We start from the raw sequence: 22,154 nt of genomic DNA on the forward strand, positions 1-22,154 counted from the left end.
AGCCGCCGCAATCGCCACTGTGGAGCGGCCGACCGGGCCGGCGAGCCCGACCGCCCGCCGCAGCGGCGGTGGGTCATCGGCCCAGTCGTGGTCGGCCGTTGGGACTACACCCGGTCGAACTACTCGCTCTGCTCCCGGATCGTCTCCGCCACGTCGAGCAACTCGCCGATGGTGCGCGGTTTGCTGCCGGCAGGGTCTGCCGCCGCCGTGCCGGTGTCGGCCCGGAACCGCTGCCGTAGTTCGGCGGTGACGGCCAGCCCGTCGCCCTGCAGCAGGCCGAGCAGCGCGGTGTCCTTGTCGGCGGAGGGCAGCTGAGCGATCCAGTCGGCCAGCCGGGCCGGGTCAGCGGCGGCGCCCGCGGCCTCCGGGGCACTGCCCTGCGCCGCGGCGGCGATCAGGTCGGGGTCGATCCGCAGGAACTCGGCGAACTCGTGCAGCGCGCCGGTCAGGTCACCGAGCCCGGCCGGCACCGCCGGTTCGGTCGCCTCGTCGCCGAACTCCCCGTCCTGGATGAGGAACAGCCAGGCCAGGTAGAGGGCACGGTAGTCGCCGGCCGCGAGCTGGTCGCGGACGCCGACGATGCTGGCGAGCCAGCCCTCACCGTCGCGGTCGAAGTCCTCGACGCCGTCGGGGTCCTCGCTGAAGAAGTTCAGGATGAGGTTGTCGCCCGACTGGTACGCCTCGGCCGGCTCGGCCCAGCAGTACTGCTGGGCGGTCTCCAGGTCGAGCAGCCGCAGCGGCAGCCGCAGCACCAGCTGCCGGGTGCCCCAGTTGGTGATGTAGAGGTGCGCGTCGAAGTACTCCTCGACCATGGCGAGCGGATCGCCGCCGAAGCTGCCGAAGTGGTACACGTTGGTGAAGCTGGTACGGGTGATCTCCGCCCGGGTGGACAGCGTACGGAGCTCAGCCATCTGCTGCTCGTCGAGTGGCCGGTCGATGGCACGGAAGTCGTAGTACTGGTACTCGCTCACCCGGCCATCATTCACCGGGTCGCTGCCGGCTGCTGCCCGGGGTCAGTCCCGCAACCACCTTGACGGACCGGCGGAGCCTGCCCGATCGGTATCGAACAGATACTTTCCGGCCGATGCCGTGTCGGCCCGAGCATGGATAGGCTCTGGCGTTCTACATCGGTCGTACCCCTGTGGAGAGTTGTGGATCATCAACGAATCCGGCGTCTCGCCAACCAGTCCGCCAACTTCGGGTTCCTTGTGGATCATGGATTGCTGGTCTGGTACGGCGTCGGCGCCGAGTCGTTGATCTACGTGGACGCCCAGTCGTCGATGTTCAAGGCGCGGGCGTTCGGCGACACTCTCGCCCGTGAGCTGGTGAATCGCACCGGCACCAAGGCCAGCAGTGACAGGTTCGTCGACCAGGTGCAGGCACTCAACGCCAACGGCGTACTCACGCCGAAGATCAACGAGGCGTTCACCCGGCTGCGCAAGGTCGGCAACCAGGCCGTGCACGACCACCTCGACCAGGTACGGACCGCGCTGGAGCTGCTGCGCGACTGCTTCGAGCTGGGGGTGTGGTTCCACCGGGCGTTGACCGACGACCGCCGCCCGATCGGTTTCGTGCCGCCCAGCCCGCCACCGCAGCAGGTGCCACAGCACATCGTCGTCGGCCTGCAGGCCGAGCTGGACCGCTACCGCCAGGAGCTGGCCGAGGCGAAACTTCTGCTCGACGGACAGCCGTCGGTGGCGGCGGCGCAGGCTGCGGCGGAAGCCGCTGCCGACCGGGCAGTCACCGAGTCGGCGGCCCGCCGTACGGTCGCCGCCGAGCTGGTCGCGGACCTGGAGCCGCAGATGACGGTGGCCAGTGCGGAGTTCGCCGCCCGTGCGCCGGCGAAGGTGTCGGCGGCGAAACGCGAGGCGTTCATCAGCCGCGCCCGGCGCGCGTCGGCCGAGCCGCTCAACGAGGTGCAGACCCGGGTCGAGATCGACCGGCAGCTCATCGCCGCCGGCTGGCAGGTCCAGGACGAAACCCAGATCAATCTGTACGCGGGGACCGGGGTCGCCGGTGTCGCCGTACGGGAGGTCACCCTGGCCACCGGCCGGGCCGACTACCTGCTCTACGTACAGCAGAAACTGGTCGGGGTGATCGAAGCCAAGCGGGAAGGCACCGCGCCGCGTGGGGTGGAGGCGCAGCTGGACCGCTACCTGCGCGGGCTGACCCGCGAGCAGCGAATCTCCGCCTGGCGGCGGGACGCGCCGCTGCCGTTCGGCTACGTCGCCACCGGCACCGAGACGGCGTTCGTCAACGGGCTGGACCCGCAGCCGCGTACCCGGGAGGTTTTCGCCTTTCACCAGCCGGAGACGCTCGCGCGCTGGATGCGCGAGGCCGACGACGACCCGGCGGCCCCGACGCTGCGGGCCCGGCTGCGGCAACTTCCGCCGCTTGCGGAGGAGGGGCTGCGCCAAGCCCAGATCGACGCGGTACGCGGCCTCGAAGGCGCGCTGGCCGCAGACAAGCCTAGGTCGCTGATCCAGATGGCGACCGGTGCGGGGAAGACGTTCATGGCGGTGACCAGCAGCTACCGGCTGCTGCACCACGCCAAGGCAGTCCGCATTCTGTTCCTGGTCGACCGCAACAACCTGGGCCGGCAGACGCTGCGCGAGTACGCCGGCTACGCCACGCCGGGGGACGGGCGCAAGTTCACCGAGTTGTTCAACGTGGACCGGCTGGCCGGGGCCGGCATGCTCGGCTCGTCGGCGGTGGTGATCTCCACGATCCAGCGGCTCTACGGCGCGTTGGCCGGGCGGGAGCTGCCGGACGTCGACGTCGACGACCAGGCGTACGACAGCTATGACCTGGATGAACCGGCGCAGGTCGCCTACAACCCGGCTATCCCACCGGAAGCGTTTGATCTCATCATTGTGGACGAATGCCACCGGTCGATCTACGGCAAGTGGCGGGCGGTGCTCGAGTACTTCGACGCCTTCATGGTCGGGCTGACCGCCACGCCGGTGAAGCAGACCCTCGGCTTCTTCCGACAAAATCTGGTCTCGGAGTACACCTACGAGCAGGCGGTCGCCGACGGGGTCAACGTCGGCTTCGACGTCTACCGGATCCGCACCGAGATCACCGACGCCGGCTCGACCATCGAGGCGAAGACGGTGGTGCCGCTGCGCGACCGGCGCACCCGCGCCGAGCGCTACCAGGAGCTGGAGGAGGACTTCAGCTACGTCGGTAAGGACGTCGGCCGCACGGTGATCTCCCGTGGCCAGCTGAAACTGGTGCTGGAGACCTTCCGGGACCGACTCTTCACCGAGATCTTCCCCGGCCGCACGACCGTACCCAAGACGTTGATCTTCGCTCGGGACGACAACCACGCCGAAGAGATCGTCACCATGGTCCGCGACGTCTTCGGCCGCGGCAACGACTTCGCCACCAAGATCACGTACGCGTCGCGGCGCACCGGCGACAACCCCGACGAGCTGATCCAGGCGCTGCGCAACAGCCCGGAGCTGCGGATCGCCGTCACCGTCGACATGATCGCCACCGGCACCGACGTCCGGCCGCTGGAATGCCTGCTGTTCCTGCGCCCGGTCCGCACGGCGACCTACTTCGAGCAGATGAAAGGCCGGGGCGCCCGCACCATCGACGCCGCCGACTTCCAGGCCGTCACCCCGGACGCCCAGGTCAAGGACCGGTTCGTCATCGTCGACGCGGTCGGCGTCACCGAGCAGGAGTTGGACGAGGCGGTGCCGCTGCACCGGCGCACCGAAGCACAGATCTCACTGCGCGAACTCCTCGGCAAAGCCGGCACCCTCACCGCCGACCAGGACGAGGTCGCCACCCTGGCCGCCCGACTGGCCCGGCTAGACCGCCAACTCACCGACGACGAACGCGCCGAGCTGACCGACCTCGCCGACGGCCAACCCCTGGCCGCAATCGCCCGCCGACTCACCGACGCCGTCGCCCCCGAATCGCTGATTCCCGCGCACGAGGCCGGCCCCGACGCGGTACGCGACCTGCTCGCCGAAGCGCTCCGGCCGCTGGCCGCCGCACCGGAGCTGCGGCACCGCATCCTGGAGATCCGCCGCGCCCACGACATCACCATCGACGAGGTCAACCGGGACACGCTGCTGTCCGCCGCCGGGGTGCCGGCCGCCGAACGGGCGCAGAAGGTCGTCCGCAGCTGGCACGCCTACCTCGAAGAACACCGCGACGAGATCACCGCGCTGCAGGTCTTCTTCGACGGCAAAGGCCGGGTCGACTTCGACCAGCTCAAAGAGCTGGCCGCGCGGATCTCCCGACCACCGCAGGCGTGGACGCCGGACCGGCTGTGGGAGGCGTACGTGCTGCTCGGCCGCACCGCCGAAGCCCCCGGCGACCGGGGCGTCACCGACCTGATCACCCTCGTGCGCTACGAGCTCGGCCTCGACCAGGAGCTGCGCCCGTACCGGTCGGTCGTCGAAGAACGCTTCCAAGGTTGGCTGCTGCGCCAGGAGCAGGCCGGCGCAGCCTTCACCCCCGAGCAAGTCTGGTGGCTGGAAAGGATCAAGAACGTGATAGCGGCAAGCGTTGCCGTCACCCCCGACGACCTGGACGGCGCCCCGTTCACCGAACGCGGCGGCATCGACGGGTACGTCCAGACCTTCGGTGCCCAGGCCGAACCCCTCATCACCGAACTCAACCAGGAACTCACCGCATGAGCGACCTACCCCCCGGCTGGGAATGGGCGACCCTTGGCGAGGTCGCTGACATCAGGGGTGGCATCCAAAAGCAAGCAAAACGGCGTCCGGTCGAAAACAAGTACCCATTTCTCCGTGTCGCCAACGTGCTCAGGGGGCAGCTCAACCTGTCCGAGATCCACGAGGTTGAACTCTTCGAAGGTGAGCTCGACCGCTATAGGCTGCAGCGAGGGGACTTGCTTGTTGTCGAGGGCAACGGGAGCCCGGATCAGATTGGCCGAGCCGCGCTCTGGGACGGAAGTATCATCGACTGCGTCCACCAGAATCATCTGATCTGCGTCCGTCCGTCTCCGGCTGTACTGCCTGAGTATCTTGAGTATGCGTGGAACTCTCCGACTGTTTCGGCTTACGTTCGATCAGTCGCGGGTTCCACCAGCGGGCTGTACACACTAAGTGTGGGCAAGCTGAGAAGCGTGGTACTACCGGTTCCGCCACTCGCTGAGCAGCGCCGCATCGTCGCGGCCGTCGAGAAGGAACTTTCACGGTTGGAAGCGGGGAAAGGATACTTGCAGCGAGCAGCGGCACGTCGGCTGCCATTGCGTAGGTCACGGTTGATGGCGCTTCGCGAGGAGGCGCTCCTTGCGGGTGCCGTTCAGCTTCCTCTAGGGGAATTGGCTGATACGAGCCTGGGAAAGATGCTCGACGCGAAGCGTTCTACTGGCGAGCTGTCGCCGTACCTTCGGAACATCAATGTTCGCTGGGGTTCTGTGGACCTCACCAACGTCGAGCGCGTGCCGCTGGGGAGCCGCGAGCGGACCAGGTTCGCGTTGCAGGCAGGCGACCTGCTGGTCTGCGAGGGTGGTGAGCCGGGACGCTGTGCCGTTTGGCGAGACTCACGAGAGATGGCCTACCAAAAGGCTCTGCACCGCGTTCGAGTCACTGAGCGAGTTCTGGTGGACTGGGTAGCGTTGATGCTTGAGGAGTCCGTCCGGAACGGCCGGATCAACAAGCTCCTTACGGGAACTACTATCAAGCACCTTCCTCAAGAGAAGCTGCGAATCATCACCATCCCTGTCCCTGATTTGGAGTATCAGCGTAGCGCCATTTCGCGTTCCGCCGAACTGGATGTGAGCCTCGGAGAGGTAGAGCAGTCAATAGCCCACGCCGATCGGCGGGCGGGGCGGCTTCGTGAGGCGTTGCTGGTGGAGGCATTTGCGGGGCGGTTGGTGGAGCAGGAACCGGCGGATGAGCCGGCGTCGGAGTTGCTGGCACGCATTCGGGCGCAACGGGTGGTGGTGCCGAAGCAGCGAGGGCGGCGTACGGCCAAGGAGCTGGCTGCGCCCGCGACCAGGGCGATTGGGACCGATTTTCAGCAGGGAGAGTTGCCGCTGTGAGCAACGTGGATTCGCGCCGGCTGGTGCAGAAGCTGTGGAACTACTGCGACGTGCTGCGCGACGACGGGGTTTCCACGATCGACTACGTGGAGCAGCTGACGTACCTGCTGTTCTTGAAGATGGCCCACGAACGGGCCAACCGGCCGCTCAAGCCGGAGCAGATCGTGCCGGCGGACCTGAGCTGGCAGACGTTGCTCGACAGCGACGGTGTCCGGCTAGAAGTGCAGTACCGCAACATCCTCAGCGGCCTCGGGCAGGAGTCCGGCACGCTCGGCACGATCTTCCGCAAGGCGCAGAACAAGATCCAGGACCCTGCGAAGCTCAAGAAGCTGATCGTCGACCTGATCGACAAGGAGCAGTGGTCGCAGGCCGGCGTCGACGTCAAGGGCGACGCGTACGAGGAACTGCTGGCCAAGGGCGCGGAGGATGCCAAGTCGGGTGCCGGGCAGTACTTCACGCCGCGTGCGCTGATCGAGGCGATCGTCGACTGCGTGCAGCCGACCCCGGGCGACACGATCACCGACCCGGCGTGCGGCACGGGTGGGTTCCTGCTGTCGGCGTACGACCATATCCAGCGGCACCACGGCGACAGCCTGACCCGCGACCAGGCCCGGCACCTGGCCAACGGTGGGATCACCGGCACCGAGCTGGTCGACGGCACCGCGCGGCTCGCCGCCATGAACATGCTGCTGCACGGCATTGGTACGGCGAGCGGCCCGTCGCTGATCGACGTCCGCGACTCGCTCGGGCGGGAGCCGTCGAGCAAGGTCAGCCTGGTGCTGGCCAACCCGCCGTTCGGGCGTAGCTCGTCGATCCGCATGATCGGTGAGGACGGGCGGGCCAGCCGCGAGGAGCGGGAGATCGAGCGCGCCGACTTCTGGGCGACGACGTCGAACAAGCAGCTCAACTTCGTGCAGCACATCGCTTCGATGCTGGAGATCGACGGGCGGGCCGCGGTGGTGCTGCCCGACAACGTGCTCTTCGAGGGCGGGGCGGGGGAGACGATCCGGCGGCGGCTGCTCAAGCAGTACGACCTGCACACCATGCTGCGGCTGCCGACCGGCATCTTCTACGCCGGTGGGGTCAAGGCCAACGTGCTGTTCTTCGAGCGCAAGCGCGCCCGGGAGGAGCCGTGGACCAGCAAGCACTGGGTGTACGACTTCCGCACCAACCAGCACTTCACCCTTAAGCAGAACCCGCTGCGGCGGGAGCATCTGGAGGAGTTCGTCAGGGACTGCTACCTGCCGGGCAAGGATCGGGCCGAGCGGGTGGAGAGCGAGCGGTTCCGAGCGTACGACTACGACGAGTTGCTGAGCCGGGACAAAGTCAACCTGGACATCACCTGGCTGAAGGACGCCTCGCTGGAGGACGCCGACGCACTGCTGCCACCCGAGGTCATCGCCCAGGAGATCGTCGAAGACCTACAAGCCGCCCTACGCGAGTTCGCCGCCATCGCCGACGCGCTCACGAGTCGCGCTGCAGTGAATGCGCTACCTTTGCAGAAGTCGGAGTCAAGAGTTCCTGATGCAAATACTACTTTGCAGTAGAGTGGAAAGAATGCGGTGCCCACTCCAGACGGGAGTGCGCTCTCTCTGCAAAGATCCGGTTTCTGGTGCCTTGTTGGTTGTGGTTAGTCTGACAAGCCTCTCCGACAATCCAAGAACAGTCCGGCTATGCGGGAATTATATCCTGCGGCCAAACCGAGGAGTGCCAAATGCCCCCAACGCTGGTTAATGGTAGATTTGTACTGACCGACGAGTCGCCAAAACGGGGTGGCTTGTCAGAGGTGCGGAAGGCGTTCGACAGTGCAAGTGGCGGGTTCGTCGCGGTCAAGATGCTTAACTCGCCTACGGGTGACGGCGTCATCGAGATTTTCTTGCAGCGGGAGACGGAGACACTCGGAAAGCTGCAGCACAAAAACATCGTCCGCTTGCTAGACTCCGGATGGAGCGCAGAGCTCGGCAAGTACTTTATGGCCCTGGAGTGGATCGACCGTAGTCTGAAGGACGAACTTGACGCAGGACGCGTTTACGAGTGGCAAGAGTACTTTGACAAGATTGGCCTTCCGCTCGCAAATGCGTTGAGTTTTGCACACGCAAAGGAAATTGAGCATCGGGATGTCAAGCCAGGAAATGTGCTGCTTGATCCCGAAGGTGAGGTAAAGCTTGCGGACTTTGGAATTGCAAAGATTCGTTCAAAAATGACGGATCCGGACCGGACTGTTTCCGGCTTCCGGTCTGGCTTGTACGCACCTCCCGAAATGGATGATTCGGTTCCTTATGTGCGCGACATATTTGCATTCGGGGTACTTGCGGTCAAGGTGCTTGCGTCGCGTGAGGTCGCAAGTTACGCAGACCTTGAGCCGGCGCTAAATAGTCTCGTAGTCGTGCCAAACGAGATTCGTGATGTCCTGTGGAATTGTGTCGCCCTCGATCCAAGTGATCGCTTCAAAAATGCTGCAGTGCTGAACCAGAAGCTGACGGATGCTTACCAAATTTTCCGGCAACGGACCTCTCGTAAGAATAACGTTCTTTGGCTTGGGATGACCCGTGCCGCCGCTGGTGCGATCCTGCGCGTTGAAAAGGAGAAGGTTGACCAAAGGCGGGCTGAGGCTGATGTCCTCAACGATTTGGGTGATGTATTGCACATCGATTATGGATACGACGCAAGAAGTCGGCAAGTCGACCGCGATGTGATCGTTCTTGCCGGCAAGTCCATGATGCTGCGCGTTGTGCAGGACCACGAGTATGACGACCGGGCGCGGATCGTGAGTGCTAGTGTCAGAGACGAGGAGTGGCTACGGCGATGGCGAGAGAAAGCTGTCGATTTCAGCCGACTTCTGACTCTCCGTTTCGATGATCCGGGCGAGGCGGCGGCCAGTGCAGGCATCGATTTTGTGCTTGATCGCTTGGACGAGGATCAGTCAAATAAACGTGCTGCAGCCGAGAGTTCGGCAGAGAACGGGGACAAGATTGGTGACCTGTATGAAAAATGGCGCAGGCTGCTGGAAGCGCGCGAAGTCCTTGCCCGTGGTGCCCGGAAGCCAATTGTCTATAGGGGAATTACTCAGCGTGGCCGAAAAATCATTTTTCATCTGACCGAACCTCATGAGATTTCCCTGATGGGGGAGGAATGGGAGGTGGCCCACTCACCTCAGGGCTATTCCGTCGATCGTGGCGAGGTGATTGAGCAAACAGATGACGGCATACGCATCCAGTTCCGGAAGCAGACAAATAGGGTTCCCCGAAACGGCGTCCTGGTGCCGTACCTAGGACCGAGCAAGGTCGCCCTGCAGCGGCAGCAGGAGGCACTCGTCAACGTCCGTACCGGCCAGACAGCGAACCCACGACTGGGGCAGATCATCCAGGATCCGATCTCTCTACAGGCAGGAACGCCAGTCGAGGTCACGGAGTGGTCGCGCGGTAACCTTGATCAGAGCAAGCAGCAGGTGGTCCGGCACGCTTTGGGGACACAGGATCTCTTGCTTATCCAAGGACCGCCTGGTACCGGCAAAACGACGGTCATCGTTGAAATCGTGCGGCAGACGATTAGGCGACAGCCGAACGCCCGGATCCTAATAGTCAGCCAAACCCATATCGCAGTCGACAATGCGCTGGAGCGCTTGGAATCGGCTGGCGTTGAGGGCCTCGTACGGCTTGGACGTCCGGACGATCCTAGAGTTTCCGGGGATGTTCGACATCTGTTAATCGACGGTCGGATCAAGAAGTGGTCACGTGGTATACGGGCAAAGGCTGCCGCATACTTAAAGCAGATCGCATCCGCTCAAGGGCTTAATTCCCGTCATCTCGAAGCCGCCTTGCTGTTGGAAGAGTTGGCAGCGATTCAATCAGATGCGAGTCACGTGCGGGAAGTCGTTGCTCGTCTGGAGTCTTCGATAACCGGTGATAAGACTAGTGCAACGAGAAACGCTGCTGGCGATCTGATTAACGCTCGGGAGCGGTTGGAGCGGCTGCAGGAGAAGTCCGACGAGCTGATGGTGGATATCCAAGTTCTCCTTGATGGAGCACTTACGCTTCCAGCCCGACCTAATGCCTCCGTGGCGCGCTCTGCTATCGGCGCGCTGCTTGGTGATGCACCCACAGCACATAATCTGATGAACCTTCTCAGATTGCAGGGAGAGTGGCTACAACGCATCGATACCGACATGAAGCTAGTAACCGCGTATTTGCGTACCACAAATGTTGTTGGTGGTACGGCGCTTGGATTCCTCAGCCATCCTGCTGCGCGTGAGTTGGATTTTGATCTGTGCATCTTCGACGAGGCATCGAAAGCTACTGCGACCGAGGCTCTGGTACCACTTGCTCGAGCTCGGCAGTGGATCCTGGTGGGAGACACCAACCAACTGCCGCCGATGGACGAAGACCTGTTGCGGGAGCCTCGATTGATAGACGAGTTCGGACTCACCGAGGAGCTGATCAAGACAACGCTATTTCAGTACCTATCAGATCGGACTGCAGCGCCAATCCGGCACATGCTCACCGAGCAGTACCGCATGACGCCTGCAATTGGGAACCTTGTCTCAACTTGCTTTTATCAGGGCGAGCTCGTTTCGCCGAACCGCCACCTGCTGAAGGGCTACGATTGGCTCAACAAGCCGGTGCTCTGGATTAACACGCGTTCGCTAGGTGAGGCGCGGCGCGAGTCAATACGTAGCTTTGGAAATACGAGCGTCGCCAATCCGGCTGAGGCGAGTCAGGTGATCGCAGCGCTTGAGGTGATGAATCGGGCGGTCGATCTGCACATGGTCGAACCGGGCGGAGATAGGCTCAATATTCTCGTGATTGCGCCATACGGGCGCCAGGTGGAGGACCTTCGAAGGCGAGTCGCGGGCATGCGTCCGACGCATCTGATCGTCGAAGTTCTGTCTGTCGATGCGGTGCAAGGGAGGGAGTGCGATATTGCAATCTTCTCCGTCACGCGCAGCAACGAACGCGGGGAATTCGGATTCATCGGCGAGCACTACTGGCGGCGAATAAACGTTGCGCTCTCTCGTGCCCGTTTTGGTCTGATCGTCATCGGGGACGCCGAATTTTGCCGAGGTAAGCCGGGTGCGCTGCGTGATGTCCTATATTATATCAGCGAGCACCCAGAGGAGTGTGGTATCCGTGATGCAGGCAACTAGCAGTCCAGACAACCAGTTGGCGTTGCGGTTCCAGGGAAGTCGTCCCGGTTGGGACCTGGTCGCTATTGTCGATGCGGCCATTCCTGTCACTCTAGTCAGCGCGGATGTGCTCGCCCAGGATAGGAAGAAGCTACCGCCACTAGACGAATTTATCCTCCGATTTCTTGCTGCAGACGTTGTAACTGTCGAAGACCTCACCGGTCTCCTAGGCCTTCCGGAAGCTATTGTCACTGACGCCATCGCCGGCCAATTGTCGTCTGACAACATCGCCTACCGTCACCACCTAAATCGAAAGACGCTGGCGCTCACTGGTCGCGGTCGGGTTACGGCCCGGGAACTTGCGTCGGTGAGCCCTGTGAACGTAGAGCTTCCGTTGATTTTCGACCGGCTACTCTGGCGAATTCGGCCGTATGACGATGGTCAGACAATATCCCGAAGTGAGGCCCAGCGAGATGATGTCGTCATCCTTCCGGAGTTGCGGCCACATAAAGTGGCGACGACGGATATAACCGCGGCGGAGATTAATTCGATTCTCCAGACTGATGGGCTAGCGGAGCGCGAGGTGCTGGTTGTCAAGGGGGTTCGGCAGCGACCCGCAAAGCGCTTTATGTCGGCAAAGTTGATGGTCTTTGCGGACGCGTCGCGAGAGGAAGTGCAGCTAGCTGTCGTTGTGGACGACGAACTCAGCCAAGAGCATGAGATGGCTTTGCTGAGTTTAGGCGGCGCATCGAGGATTGGGATCAAGGCCGAGCCTGCTGAGCCAAGACCGTTGCTCTCGGATGAGTTGGAGAGCTTACGTGTCCCGCTGGAAGAAGTGACGCGGCAGCAGGCGGAGTCTCTATCCGATGGCCAGCGCGACGAAGTGGCTCTTCCGGTGGACATGCCGGAGGTCCGTGGGATCGGAGTCGTTGAGCATCCCGGCCTTTTGGATGAGGCGCTGACTCAAGCATCACGCCGTGTTCTTATCGTGTCGCCTTGGATCAAGAGGAATGTCGTCAACACCTCTTTTCTTGGGAAGCTCGAGCAGCGACTACGACGAAATGTTTCAGTGCATATTGCGTACGGGATCGACCCAGGGGATCCAGAATGTCACGAGGACGCCGTGCGCAAGCTGTCGAACCTCGCGGGACGATATCCCGATCGGTTCACCTTCACTAGGTTGCGCAGGACGCATGCCAAGGTGCTTATTTATGATGACGTATGGATTACAACAAGTTTCAACTGGCTTTCGTTCCAGGGATCGGCGGACCGCACCTATCGGATGGAAGAGGGCACGCTCGTGCGAAGCAAGGAACTAGTTGATGAAAATTACCAGAAGTACTTAAGCTTGATTGCGCAACACCGCCTCACTGCGTGACTTGGTGTGGGATGGTCGTGGTATGGGCCTGCCCTCGATCGACTCCTAGTTTGTTCCGGGATTGTGCGGATTCCGATTTGTGGGGTTCTATCGTGTTCCTGAGAAAAGGTTGGGGCGTTGACCCTGTTCACCAGGTGAGTGGGTTGCGGTTGTGAAGAGTCGGCCGGTGTGTCCGTGGCCGGGCAGTGTGGCCAGCCAGGTGAGTGTTTCGGCTGCTTCGTCGGGGGTGTGGTTGGCTTTGCCGTAGGGGAGGCGGGTGTTGCCCTTCCCTGGCGAGGCGGCGTTGACGAGGATGTTGTGGTCGTGTAGCTCAGCCGCGAGGATCTGGGTGAGTGCGTTGACGCCCGCCTTGGAGACTCGGTAGGAGACGCTGCCGGTCCCCATCTCGGCGGACGTGCCCATGTGGCTGGTGACATTGACGATCCGGCCGTACCCGTTTCGCTTCATCTCCGGGATGGCGGCGGTGCAGCAGCGCCAGGTGCCGATGAGGTTCGCGTCGAGGGTCGCGGTGACCTTTTCCATGTCGACTGCGCTGGCTGCCTGGCCTCGGTCGATGGCGATGGCGGCGTTGTTGACCAGGACGTCGAGTCGGCCGTACTGGTAGCCGATGTCGGCCATGGCGCGGGCGACGCTGGCGGGGTCGGTGATGTCGAGCTGGTGGCCCGAGACCGGCAGGCCGAGTCCGGTCAGCTCGGCGGCTGTCCGTTCTGCGGCTTCCTCGCTTCTGGCGGTGACGACGACGTGGAGGCCGGCCTGGGCGAGCTGTTGGGCGATTGCTCGGCCGAGCCCTCGGTTGGCTCCGGTGACCACCGCTACCCGCTGGAGTGCCGAGGCTGCGCCGGCATCTGCTGCTGCCTGCGTGGCCTGAGGACTGCTACCGGTGGGTTGGTCAGTCACGGTGGGCACCGGGCGGCCAGATGATGTTCACAGGGACGCCGCGAGACTTGGCGTAGGCGACGGCCTAGGCGGTGCCGCCGTAGCTTCGGGCGGGCATACCGTCCCAGACGGCGAAGAGCCGATCCGATTGGTCGACCATCAACTCGCTTGCCGCCATGTGGGCATCCGAGTCGGAGACCCGGTAGTCGCATCGGTGGACCTTCGCGGCCTGACTGATCAACTTGTCGTACGCGGCGTGGGCGTGCTCGGGCAGGCCGTCGCGGTACTCCTGTGCAGGGACGACAACTTCAAGCCGACCGCCGCACCGGAGCACCGCTTCAGCGAAGAGTTGATCTGCCCCGTCAGCGAGGCAGGTGACGCCAACGAGGTCGTCGGTCAACTGCGCGAGTTGCACACCGAGGGCTCGCGCGACAAAGCCGCTGACCTCGTCGCTGAGCCCTCGATGTCCGGTGATCGCTATCCGCATGGATGCCAAGTCAGTGCTTGGTGCTGACCTCGGCGATGAACGACTGCCAGGCAGCCGTCGCGAAGGCCAGGGTGCCGCTGTCGCGGTCCTTGCTGTCGCGGACGAGCACGCGACCGGGGACGTTGGCGGCCACCTCCACGCACTCGCCACCGTTGCTGCTGCTGCGGGATGATTTGCGCCAGATCGGTTCAACCGTGCTCATCGATCATCCTCCGGTTGAGTCTCGCGGCTGCTGGTCGGGGGAGCCTCTGAATCTTCCCACGGATCCATCCTGAGTCCAACCGTGAGTGCAACTGCTCCGTGCACCCGCCGCGATCTTGCTTGGCTGCGACAATATTGCGACATGCGTGATCTGGCGCGGGCAGCGTCAGCTGTGGACAGCGTTGGTATATCGATGGCAGCATCGATCACTGCCGGAGATAGTTCGTACGGGGAAGTGGCAGCGGATATGGCAATCGGTAACGCCGGTAAGGATCATGAGGTCGGCATGATCAAATCGCAGGTGATCGCCGAAGCGCGGAGAGCGCTGGGACGGCAGCTCGCCGCCTACCGGGAGGCCGCCGGGCTCATCCAAGAACAACTCGCCCCTTTGATCCACTACGGTCGCAGCACGATCGCCAACGCCGAAACTGGCTATTCGATCTGCAGCCGTACCTTCTGGGAACGGTGTGACGCGGAGCTGAACGCGCATGGCGTGCTGCTCCGCAGCTACGACGAGTTCAAAGCACTCACGCGCGGACAGCGAGCTGCGGCCGCCGAGCAGGTGAAGGATGACCGGCTCGCCAAGCTGCGGCGGTTGCAAGATCATTCGAGTGGGACCTCCGGCGTTGGCACGGTAGGCGAACCATCCGATGTGCCTCTCCAGCGGATACCGGAGCCCTCGTCGTTCGCCGAGAGCCGGCCGGACGAGCCCTGGGGCCGTCTCGCGTACTTCATGCAGCATCCAGATCAACTGGACGAGCCCACCGTCGAACACCTTGAGTGGTACACCTGCGAGATGTTCCGCCGCGAGGAGCACCTGCCGAGCGGAGATCTGACCAGGCACCTGCAAGCGCACATCATGCGTCTGAATCACCTGCTCACCGGGCCGCCTGTGCGATTCCAGCGCCGGTTGCTGATGGCGGCCGGCGAGGCGCTGGCCCTGGCCGGCTGGCTCGCCTGGGATCTGAGGGACTTCGCCGAAGCGGACCGTCTCCTCGGTGCCGCGTCAGATGCGGCGCACCAGGCCGGAGACGGACCGCTGCTCGCCTGTGTCCTGGCCTACCGCAGCTACGCCGCCGAAGCAGACGGCGACACTGGAAACGCCCGCGAACTGCTCGTCGCGGCCCAGCGCTATGCGCGCAGCCCAGAAAGTGCCACCACGCGGGCATGGCTGGCAGCACGCGAAGCCGAGATCAACGCCACTCTGACGGACGAGATGCCCGCGCTGCGGGCGCTCGACCGGGCGATGACGGCCTACGATTACGCCCGTCCTCACAATGAACGTTCGTGGACCGCCTTCCTGACGCCGACACGTCTGGGCAGCATGTCGATCACCACGCATGCCCGGCTGGACCATGCCGATCTTGATGCGGTCACGGACTCGGTCATCGCCTCGCTGGAGGCGACAGACTTCAAGAAGGTCATCGTCCTCGCGGACGTGTCCGCTGCGGCTATCCAGCGCGGACGTTACGACCAAGGTGCGGCGCTCGGCCACGAGGCTCTTGACCACACAGGAGCAAGGAAGACCCGCCTGATTAGCCAGCGGGTGCACGGCTTGCGTCAGCTGATCCGGGACAAGTCCGATGTCCCGGCGCTCGCCGAGCTTGACGACCGGCTCCTGACCCACGTGGCGTGAACGTTCAGCGCTCCTGCGTCTCGGCGACAATCCACTGCAGGTACGGTGCGAATCCGGCGACGATCGGCACACACACGATGCCGGGCACCTCGTAGTTGTGACGCGCCCGGATGTGCTCCTCCAAGTCCGCGTACCGGGTGATCGTGGTCCTGAACGTCACCCGCCACTCCTCGGCGGCCACCACCTCGCCCTGCCACCTGTAGGTGCTCCTGATCGGGCCGGCGATCTGAGCGGAAGCAGCCAGCCGCGCCGCGACGGCAGAATCGGCCAGCGCTTCGGCCACCGTACGGGAATCGGTAGCCGTGACGACGTGGCAATGCTGCTGACTGGACATCGATGGCTCTCCCTCGGGGATCGTCTGGTCGTGACCGTCAAGTTGGCAGGGTCGGCGGCGCGCCTCCGGTCTGGAGATATGTGACCGCTGCTGCGATGGCTGCCTCCGGTCGGAGGCGGAGGTGTTCGGCGGGATACTCCGTGGGGACGCCGCCGAAGTCGAAACTGATGCCACCCGCCGGGGGTCTGACGTCCGAGGCGGCGAGGTGGTAGCCGTTGTCCGAGATATGGGCGACGAACGCGTGGATGGGGTGGCCGAGTCCGATCTGCAGGCCGGGTGGCAGCTCGTCGGGGTCAGTGGGTGGCTCGGGGTAGATGGTCACGACAACGGGCTCGGCCCGGTCGTGGATCTCGCGCAGCAGGGAGCCCAAGTCAGCGGCGTCTATTGATGTGGTGCTGTGGCGCTCCCGGAGGCCGCCCTTGTCGTATGCCCAGTTCACTTTCATGCGATGGCGTTTGAGCTGCGCTGCCACTCGGTCAGCAGTTCGCGCTCGCGGTCTTGCGGCAGTCCGTGGTCGGCGGCGCGGGCCGCTTCGCCTTCGCCAACTATCCAACTGCCGCCCTCGGTCAGCCACGCCCAGGTGTCGTCGATGGTCGCCGTCAGAGGTACGCAGCGTAGCCCGGCGGCCTGTGCCCGTGAGCTGTCGACGGCCCACACACCGCCGTGGGTACGCCACAGCGGCAGGCCGGTCCACTGCTCGACGCCGTGTGCGGTCAGCCAGTCGGGGTCGGCCCAGACCGGCTCGGCGTCCGATCCGGTCGCCGCGATACAGCCGGTGACCAGGTCCGCGAATGTGGCGTGCCCTGGCGGGGCGGTGATGTTGAAGGTGCCTGAGGTGCCGTGGCGGGCGCAGCGCAGGGCGAAGTCAGCCACGTCGCGTACGTCGATCGGCTGAATCGGTCGTGCCGCCGGGGCGGGCACGAGTAGCTGACCGCCTCGGGCGGCGCGAGCCAGCCACCAGGTGAGCCGGCCTACGTACTCGTAGCGGCCGAGGATCACACCGGGGCGCAGGATCGTCGTTTTATCGGTGCCGACAGTCGCTGTCACCGCCTGTTCGCAGCCGGCTTTGAGCGCGCCGTACTGGCCGGCGTAGCCGAGGTCTGCCCCGAAGTCAGCTCCGGCGTCCGGTGGGCAGTCGAAGACAGGGGAGTCCTCGTCGAGCGGCTGGTCCGGCCAACCGGTGTAGACGTTGACAGTGGACAGGTAGACGTAGTGCCCGACGACGGGGGCCAGCGCCGACGCGGCGGCCAGGACCTGGTTCGGGACGTAGCCGATGGTGTCGATCACGGCGTCCCACGGGCCGTGGTCGGCCAGCCGGTGGAGGTCGTCGGGGTTCTCCCGGTCGCCGTGGACAGCAGAGACCCCAGGCGCGTCGGCTGCTGACGAGCCCCGGTTGAAGGTGGTGACCGCCCAGCCGGCGGCGAGTGCCCGCTCGGCCAGGTGGCGTCCGAGGAACCAGGTCCCGCCCAGGATCAGCAGCCGCATGTCCTCATCATGGCGCAGCGACGGATCGACGGCTGATGTGCCTGGACTGTCAGCCGATTGCTGCCGTCAGCGTGACGCCGTAGCCGACAACGAGATCGGGCGAGTTCGCTCGGTGGGCACGTGATTCGTGTCCGTTCGATCTTGCGGGAGACGACTGTGGAAAGACTGCTGGCGTTCACCATGGTGGGCTTGGCCGCCGGATTCATGCTCGGCTTCTTCACGTTCCGGTTGAAGCAGCGGTGGTGTCCGGTGTGTGGGGCGACGTTGCGGTGTCCGGAGTGTGCGCCTCGGCATTCGATGCGGTTCAGCCCGACCGGACCGTCCGGCGTGCATGGTTCGGCGGGTGCTGGTCGGACTGGTGCTGTCGGGCGGGCTGCGGTGGACGCGGCTCGGGTGAACCGGGGGCGGTGGTCGCGGTGAGGGCGCGGTTGCGGGAGCTGGCCGCTGCTGGTGGTGGGGTGCTGGTCGTCCGTCATGACGGGCATCCTGGGGTCGGCCGGGTCGGCGGCTCTGCGTACCGCGATGTGACCGGTGTGGAGCCGGCGGCCGACAGCGGCGGCGGTGGTGGTCATGTGGCGGTGCGGCCGTTGTGGTCGTGTGCCGGCTGCGGCGAATTGTGGCCGTGTTTGGTGGCGCGGGTCGAGTTGGCGGGGGTGTTCGGGCCGGTCGCGTTGGCGACGTATGCGGTGGAGCGGATGACCGAGGCGGCGTTCGACCTGCCCGATGTGACGGCGGCGGAGTTGTTCGACCGGTTTCTGGTGTGGACGTGGCGGCCATGCTGACCGTACGGGCGGCGACGGTCGCCGACGTGGAGCCGTTGGGGGAGTTGTTGGCGCAGTCGTGTGTGGTGGACCCGGTGGTGGCGTGGCTGATCAGCGACCACGCGTTGCGCTATCTGACGATGCACCGGTTCTTCACCGCTGAGTTGGAGTTCGGTGTCCGGCACGGGATCGTGGACGTGGTGGGGCACTGCGACGGGGTGGCGATCTGGTATCCGCATCCGGCGGACCGGCTGCTGGGTGCGGAGCATCAGCGGCGCAGGTTGCGGTCCTGTGGTGACCGGCATGGCCCGTACGCGCACTACACGTTCACCGCCGGCCGGCTGGAGCCGACCGGCCGACACCACCACCTGGCGTTCCTGGCGGCGGCACCCTGGCTGAGACGCCAGGGCATCGGGTCGACGCTACTCGCGGCGCATCATGCCCGGCTGGACCGGATCGGCATGCCGGCGGTGGTCGAGGCCAGCAGCCAACGACAGCGGAAGTTCTACGAACGCCACGGTTACCGCGTCGTCCGCGTGGCGCACCTGCCGGCGGGCGGGCCGCCGCTGTCGGCGATGCGCCGCTCCGGCGACCCGGTCGACCAACCGCCCATGGCCGCAGCGCTGCGTGTCGGCTGAGTCGGATGCTGGCCTGCGGCCACGTTGTCGCAGGCCAGCGGGTCACGAGGCGAGCGGGAACTCCGCACGAGTGCTGGTGCCGGTGATCTTGATGTCCAGCTCGCCTTCCAATGCCCCGGCCAGGCGATGCAGCAGTGGAAGCGTCGGCGTGACCGCGCCACCTTCCAACCGCGAGATCACTGTCTGTGTGGTGCCAGCCCGAGCGGCGAGCTCGGCCTGGCTCAGGCCGAGCGCGACCCGACGATCGTAAACGGCCTGCCCGAGGGCGATGCGGGCGCCAGCCTCGACGTACTCAGGGCTCGCCCGGTGCTCGTCCGGAACAGTCCACCTGGTGTGGTATCCCTTCATGGCCTCATCCTCTCCCGATCGTAGGAATGCGTCGCTGGCTGATGCTGCTCCCGACACCACCACGAACAACTCCCGTCCGTACGGAAGGAACCCGGTGTCCTCAACTCCGGCTACGCCCACGCCACGGGTGGTGGTGTTCGGCCTCGGCGGCACCATCGCCATGACCAGCAGCACCGGTGGCGGCGCGGTCAGTCCCGCCCTGACCGCCCAGCAACTCGTCGACGCCGTACCCGGGCTCGCGGACGCCCGGATCGCGGTCGACGTCGTCGACTTCCGCCGCCGCCCCGGCGCAAGCCTCACCGTCGCCGACCTCACCGAGCTGCACACAGCCGCGACGCGCGCCTTGGCCGACGGCGCGGCCGGTGTCGTCGTCACCCAGGGCACCGACACCATCGAGGAAACCGCCTACCTGCTCGACCTGCTCCACCACCGCCCCGAACCGATCGTGGTCACCGGCGCGATGCGTAACCCCACCCTCGCCGGCGCCGACGGCCCCGCGAACATCCTCGCCGCCATCCACACCGCCGCCTCCCCACAGGCGCGGGACCAGGGCTGCCTCGTCGCCTTCGCCGACGAGATCCACGCCGCACGTTGGGTGACGAAGACCCACTCCACCAGCGGCGCGACCTTTCGCTCCCTCGACACCGGCCCCCTCGGCTACGTCCTCGAAGGCACCGTACGGATGCTCAACCGGCTGCCCCACCGGCTGACCATCCCCGCCCCGCACCGGGCAGACACCGCGACCGTCGCCCTGCACACCGTCACCCTCGACGACGACCCCACGCTCCTCGACGCCATCAGACGGCACTGCGACGGACTCGTTGTCGCCGGATTCGGCGTCGGCCACGTCCCCGAACCACTCGTCGACACCCTCACCGCCCTCGCCGGACGAATCCCCGTCGTCCTCGCCTCCCGCACCCCCGCCGGACCGACCCTGACCCGCACCTACGGCTTCCCCGGCTCCGAGCAGGACCTCATCGGTCGCGGTCTCATCCCTGTCGGCTGGCTCCACCCCTACAAGGCCCGCATCCTGCTTCGTGCCTTGCTCGCCGCCGACGCGAGCCCGCACGACATCGTGGCCGCGGTCGCCGCAGCCGGTGGAATCATCGAACTCACCGCCTGGCCCTGGACCACCACCGCCACCAGCGACGGCCGGCCGGGAACGAGCCCGACGGATGGGTAGAGCGGCGGCCAGACTTGGTCGAAGTGGTTGACGGGCGCCTCGATGAGCTACCCTGCCCCCGTGCCGGAGGGTGGAAGCTGCAGTACTACCGATCCTGCGCGACCGCTCGATGTACGGCAACCGAGGCGCTGCGGCTGATCGACGCCCGGTACGGCTGCCTGGAGTGACGAGATGAAGCTGGGTCATGTCATCTACAAGGTGAACGACCTCGATCGGGCGGTCGAGGAGTACACCGCAAAGGGCTTCATGGTCGAGTACGGCAAGGCGAAGAACCCCTACAACGCGCTGATCTACTTCGCCGAGGGACCCTACTTCGAGCTGCTCGGGTCTACCGGCATGCCTGGGTTCGCCAAGCGGCTGTTGAGGCTCTTCGGGAAGCACGCCTTCGTCGACCGGCTGGATGCCTGGGACCGGGCAGAGGAAGGCTTCATCGGACTGGGCCTCGAGAATGACCGGCTGGAAGTCGACCAGGAACAGAAGATCCTCGATGAGGCGAAGGTGACCTACCTCAAGGGCAGGTCGGGCAGAACTGACCCGAAGGGTCGAAAGATCCGGTTCCGTGGCATCTTTCCGGACGACATGCAGCTCCCGGTGTTGGGCAGCGCCTTCAACGTGAACGTGCGCCCCTCCGGGGGATACGTGCACCCCAACGGCGTCAAGGCAATCAAGAGCGTCGCCTTCGGCACCCGGGAGGAGCTCATCCCCGTCATTCGCAGGCTATGTGACGACGAGGGGCTGACCCTGTTCATGGGGCAAGGCGTCAAGGACGTCGAGTTCGAGTACGCGGACACGACGGCCGACCCCGAAAAGAAATGACCCGCGAGTCACCTTGCTGAACCTCTGACAGCGTCATCAGCACGAGCAACGCCTGAACGAGCGGCTCCGCCAACGCAATGACCGACAAATCCTGAAATCCGTGCGCTCGCGCCGGTACCTGCCTCGACGGACTGGGCTGCCGTTGCCTCGCTGCCGATGCCGTCGGGCTACAGCAGGTCGTAGACGTCGCTGCGATGGCCGAGGTGCACCACGAGAACGATCAGCTTGCCATCGTCGATCTGGTAGACCACCCGGTAGTCGCCGACGCGGATTCGCAGGAGCCCAGGGTGTCCTGTCAGGGCTTTGACCCCGTGTGGTCGTGGATCGATGCTGAGGGCGGCGATGGCGGCGACAAGTCGGGACTGGACGGGTCGGTCCAGCTTGCGCAGCAGCTTGGCAGCTTTCGTATCGAGCTGGATTTCGTACGGTGGCCGCCGAGTCGGTCCGGTCACAACCCGAGCTCGGCACGAAGCTCTGCCAGCGAGACGGGCTTCTCGCCCGCATCGATGCGGGCCAGCGCCTCGCGGGCGGCCGCGACGTCGGCGGCGTCCTCGGCACGCTCGATCGCCTCGGCCAGGTCGGCAGGGACGATCGCGGCGAGTCGTTGACCCCGTCGAGTGACGTAGGTGATCCGGCCGCTGTAGTGGGCGCGGGACACGATGTCGGCGAGCTCATCTCGGGCGGCCGAGATGCTCAGCTCCTGCTCGGGTCTGATCGGTTCTGCGGTCACGTACGAATCGTACGCCTTGTACAAGTCGTACGCCACCGTCTGCCACTACCCGCACCTATTTTCGTGTCATATGAGTGCTCTGTTGCCTCACCTCGGCGATGGGCGACAAGGCAACGCCGGCACCCGAGCCG

20 protein-coding genes are annotated in these 22,154 nt (G+C 64.9%); 10 read left to right on the forward strand and 10 right to left on the reverse strand.

Annotated elements, in window-relative coordinates; translation table 11 throughout:
• Positions 1-119: 119 nt before the first annotated feature.
• The gene (locus O7610_RS28430) at positions 120-971 is read right to left on the reverse strand and encodes a hypothetical protein (protein ID WP_289212249.1); all 852 of its coding nucleotides are present in this window, start codon (positions 969-971) and stop codon (positions 120-122) included.
• A gap of 180 nt (positions 972-1,151) precedes the next feature.
• On the opposite strand from O7610_RS28430, the gene O7610_RS28435 reads away from it, so the two are divergent.
• The 5 genes from O7610_RS28435 (at position 1,152) to O7610_RS28455 (ending at position 12,528) form a co-directional block, all read left to right on the forward strand.
• Positions 1,152-4,655, forward strand: coding sequence for a DEAD/DEAH box helicase family protein (locus tag O7610_RS28435; RefSeq protein WP_289212250.1), 3,504 nt, complete (start codon positions 1,152-1,154; stop codon positions 4,653-4,655).
• Positions 4,652-6,028: a restriction endonuclease subunit S gene (locus O7610_RS28440; protein ID WP_289212251.1), complete on the forward strand. Its 1,377-nt coding sequence runs from the start codon at positions 4,652-4,654 to the stop codon at positions 6,026-6,028. Before O7610_RS28435 ends, O7610_RS28440 begins: the two co-directional genes overlap by 4 nt.
• Positions 6,025-7,575, forward strand: a complete 1,551-nt coding sequence (locus O7610_RS28445; RefSeq protein WP_289212252.1) for a class I SAM-dependent DNA methyltransferase — start codon at positions 6,025-6,027, stop codon at positions 7,573-7,575. The genes O7610_RS28440 and O7610_RS28445 overlap by 4 nt, the downstream gene beginning before the upstream one ends.
• A 167-nt stretch (positions 7,576-7,742) precedes the next feature.
• The gene (locus O7610_RS28450; protein WP_289212253.1) at positions 7,743-11,171 is read left to right on the forward strand and encodes a serine/threonine-protein kinase; all 3,429 of its coding nucleotides are present in this window, start codon (positions 7,743-7,745) and stop codon (positions 11,169-11,171) included.
• On the forward strand, positions 11,155-12,528 hold the full coding sequence (locus tag O7610_RS28455) for a phospholipase D-like domain-containing protein (protein ID WP_289212254.1): 1,374 nt from the start codon (positions 11,155-11,157) through the stop codon (positions 12,526-12,528). The genes O7610_RS28450 and O7610_RS28455 overlap by 17 nt, the downstream gene beginning before the upstream one ends.
• Positions 12,529-12,615: 87 nt before the next feature.
• On the opposite strand, the gene O7610_RS28460 is transcribed toward O7610_RS28455, so the two are convergent.
• The 3 genes from O7610_RS28460 to O7610_RS28470 form a co-directional block, all read right to left on the reverse strand.
• Positions 12,616-13,425, reverse strand: coding sequence for an SDR family NAD(P)-dependent oxidoreductase (locus O7610_RS28460; RefSeq protein ID WP_289212255.1), 810 nt, complete (start codon positions 13,423-13,425; stop codon positions 12,616-12,618).
• A gap of 64 nt (positions 13,426-13,489) precedes the next feature.
• A complete protein-coding gene (locus tag O7610_RS28465) occupies positions 13,490-13,891 on the reverse strand; it encodes a hypothetical protein (RefSeq protein WP_289207660.1) in 402 nt (133 codons plus the stop codon).
• A 10-nt stretch (positions 13,892-13,901) separates the two neighbouring features.
• On the reverse strand, positions 13,902-14,093 hold the full coding sequence (locus tag O7610_RS28470) for a DUF397 domain-containing protein (RefSeq protein WP_289207659.1): 192 nt from the start codon (positions 14,091-14,093) through the stop codon (positions 13,902-13,904).
• 141 nt (positions 14,094-14,234) lie between these two features.
• On the opposite strand from O7610_RS28470, the gene O7610_RS28475 reads away from it, so the two are divergent.
• Complete coding sequence (locus tag O7610_RS28475) at positions 14,235-15,728, forward strand: helix-turn-helix domain-containing protein (protein ID WP_289212256.1); 1,494 nt, start codon at positions 14,235-14,237, stop codon at positions 15,726-15,728.
• 4 nt (positions 15,729-15,732) lie between these two features.
• Here O7610_RS28475 and cutA read toward each other — a convergent pair whose 3' ends face one another.
• Genes cutA through O7610_RS28490 form a run of 3 tightly spaced genes read right to left on the reverse strand, consistent with a single transcriptional unit; the run spans position 15,733 to position 17,547 of the window.
• The gene (gene cutA / locus O7610_RS28480; RefSeq protein ID WP_289207657.1) at positions 15,733-16,062 is read right to left on the reverse strand and encodes a divalent-cation tolerance protein CutA; all 330 of its coding nucleotides are present in this window, start codon (positions 16,060-16,062) and stop codon (positions 15,733-15,735) included.
• A 37-nt stretch (positions 16,063-16,099) separates the two neighbouring features.
• Positions 16,100-16,507, reverse strand: coding sequence for an Imm1 family immunity protein (locus O7610_RS28485; protein ID WP_289207656.1), 408 nt, complete (start codon positions 16,505-16,507; stop codon positions 16,100-16,102).
• A complete protein-coding gene (locus O7610_RS28490; protein WP_289207655.1) occupies positions 16,504-17,547 on the reverse strand; it encodes an NAD-dependent epimerase/dehydratase family protein in 1,044 nt (347 codons plus the stop codon). The genes O7610_RS28485 and O7610_RS28490 overlap by 4 nt, the downstream gene beginning before the upstream one ends.
• 416 nt (positions 17,548-17,963) lie before the next feature.
• Here O7610_RS28490 and O7610_RS28495 point away from each other — a divergent pair, with 416 nt between their 5' ends.
• Together O7610_RS28495 and O7610_RS28500 are read left to right on the forward strand one after the other, a co-directional pair.
• Entirely contained in the window at positions 17,964-18,329 is a 366-nt protein-coding gene (locus tag O7610_RS28495) for a hypothetical protein (RefSeq protein ID WP_289212257.1), read from the forward strand.
• Complete coding sequence (locus O7610_RS28500; protein ID WP_289213706.1) at positions 18,323-18,946, forward strand: GNAT family N-acetyltransferase; 624 nt, start codon at positions 18,323-18,325, stop codon at positions 18,944-18,946. Before O7610_RS28495 ends, O7610_RS28500 begins: the two co-directional genes overlap by 7 nt.
• A gap of 42 nt (positions 18,947-18,988) precedes the next feature.
• On the opposite strand, the gene O7610_RS28505 is transcribed toward O7610_RS28500, so the two are convergent.
• Positions 18,989-19,294: a helix-turn-helix domain-containing protein gene (locus O7610_RS28505; RefSeq protein WP_278118350.1), complete on the reverse strand. Its 306-nt coding sequence runs from the start codon at positions 19,292-19,294 to the stop codon at positions 18,989-18,991.
• A 94-nt stretch (positions 19,295-19,388) separates the two neighbouring features.
• On the opposite strand from O7610_RS28505, the gene O7610_RS28510 reads away from it, so the two are divergent.
• Positions 19,389-20,477: an asparaginase gene (locus O7610_RS28510; RefSeq protein ID WP_289212258.1), complete on the forward strand. Its 1,089-nt coding sequence runs from the start codon at positions 19,389-19,391 to the stop codon at positions 20,475-20,477.
• Positions 20,478-20,648: 171 nt separating this feature from the next.
• Entirely contained in the window at positions 20,649-21,293 is a 645-nt protein-coding gene (locus tag O7610_RS28515; protein ID WP_289212259.1) for a VOC family protein, read from the forward strand.
• Positions 21,294-21,460: 167 nt separating this feature from the next.
• Here O7610_RS28515 and O7610_RS28520 read toward each other — a convergent pair whose 3' ends face one another.
• Positions 21,461-21,745, reverse strand: a complete 285-nt coding sequence (locus tag O7610_RS28520) for a type II toxin-antitoxin system RelE family toxin (RefSeq protein WP_289212260.1) — start codon at positions 21,743-21,745, stop codon at positions 21,461-21,463.
• Positions 21,742-22,023, reverse strand: a complete 282-nt coding sequence (locus O7610_RS28525; protein ID WP_289212261.1) for a type II toxin-antitoxin system prevent-host-death family antitoxin — start codon at positions 22,021-22,023, stop codon at positions 21,742-21,744. The genes O7610_RS28520 and O7610_RS28525 overlap by 4 nt, the downstream gene beginning before the upstream one ends.
• Positions 22,024-22,154 lie beyond the last annotated feature (131 nt).

It is taken from the genome of Solwaraspora sp. WMMA2065, from assembly GCF_030345075.1.
Classification (GTDB): domain Bacteria; phylum Actinomycetota; class Actinomycetes; order Mycobacteriales; family Micromonosporaceae; genus Micromonospora_E.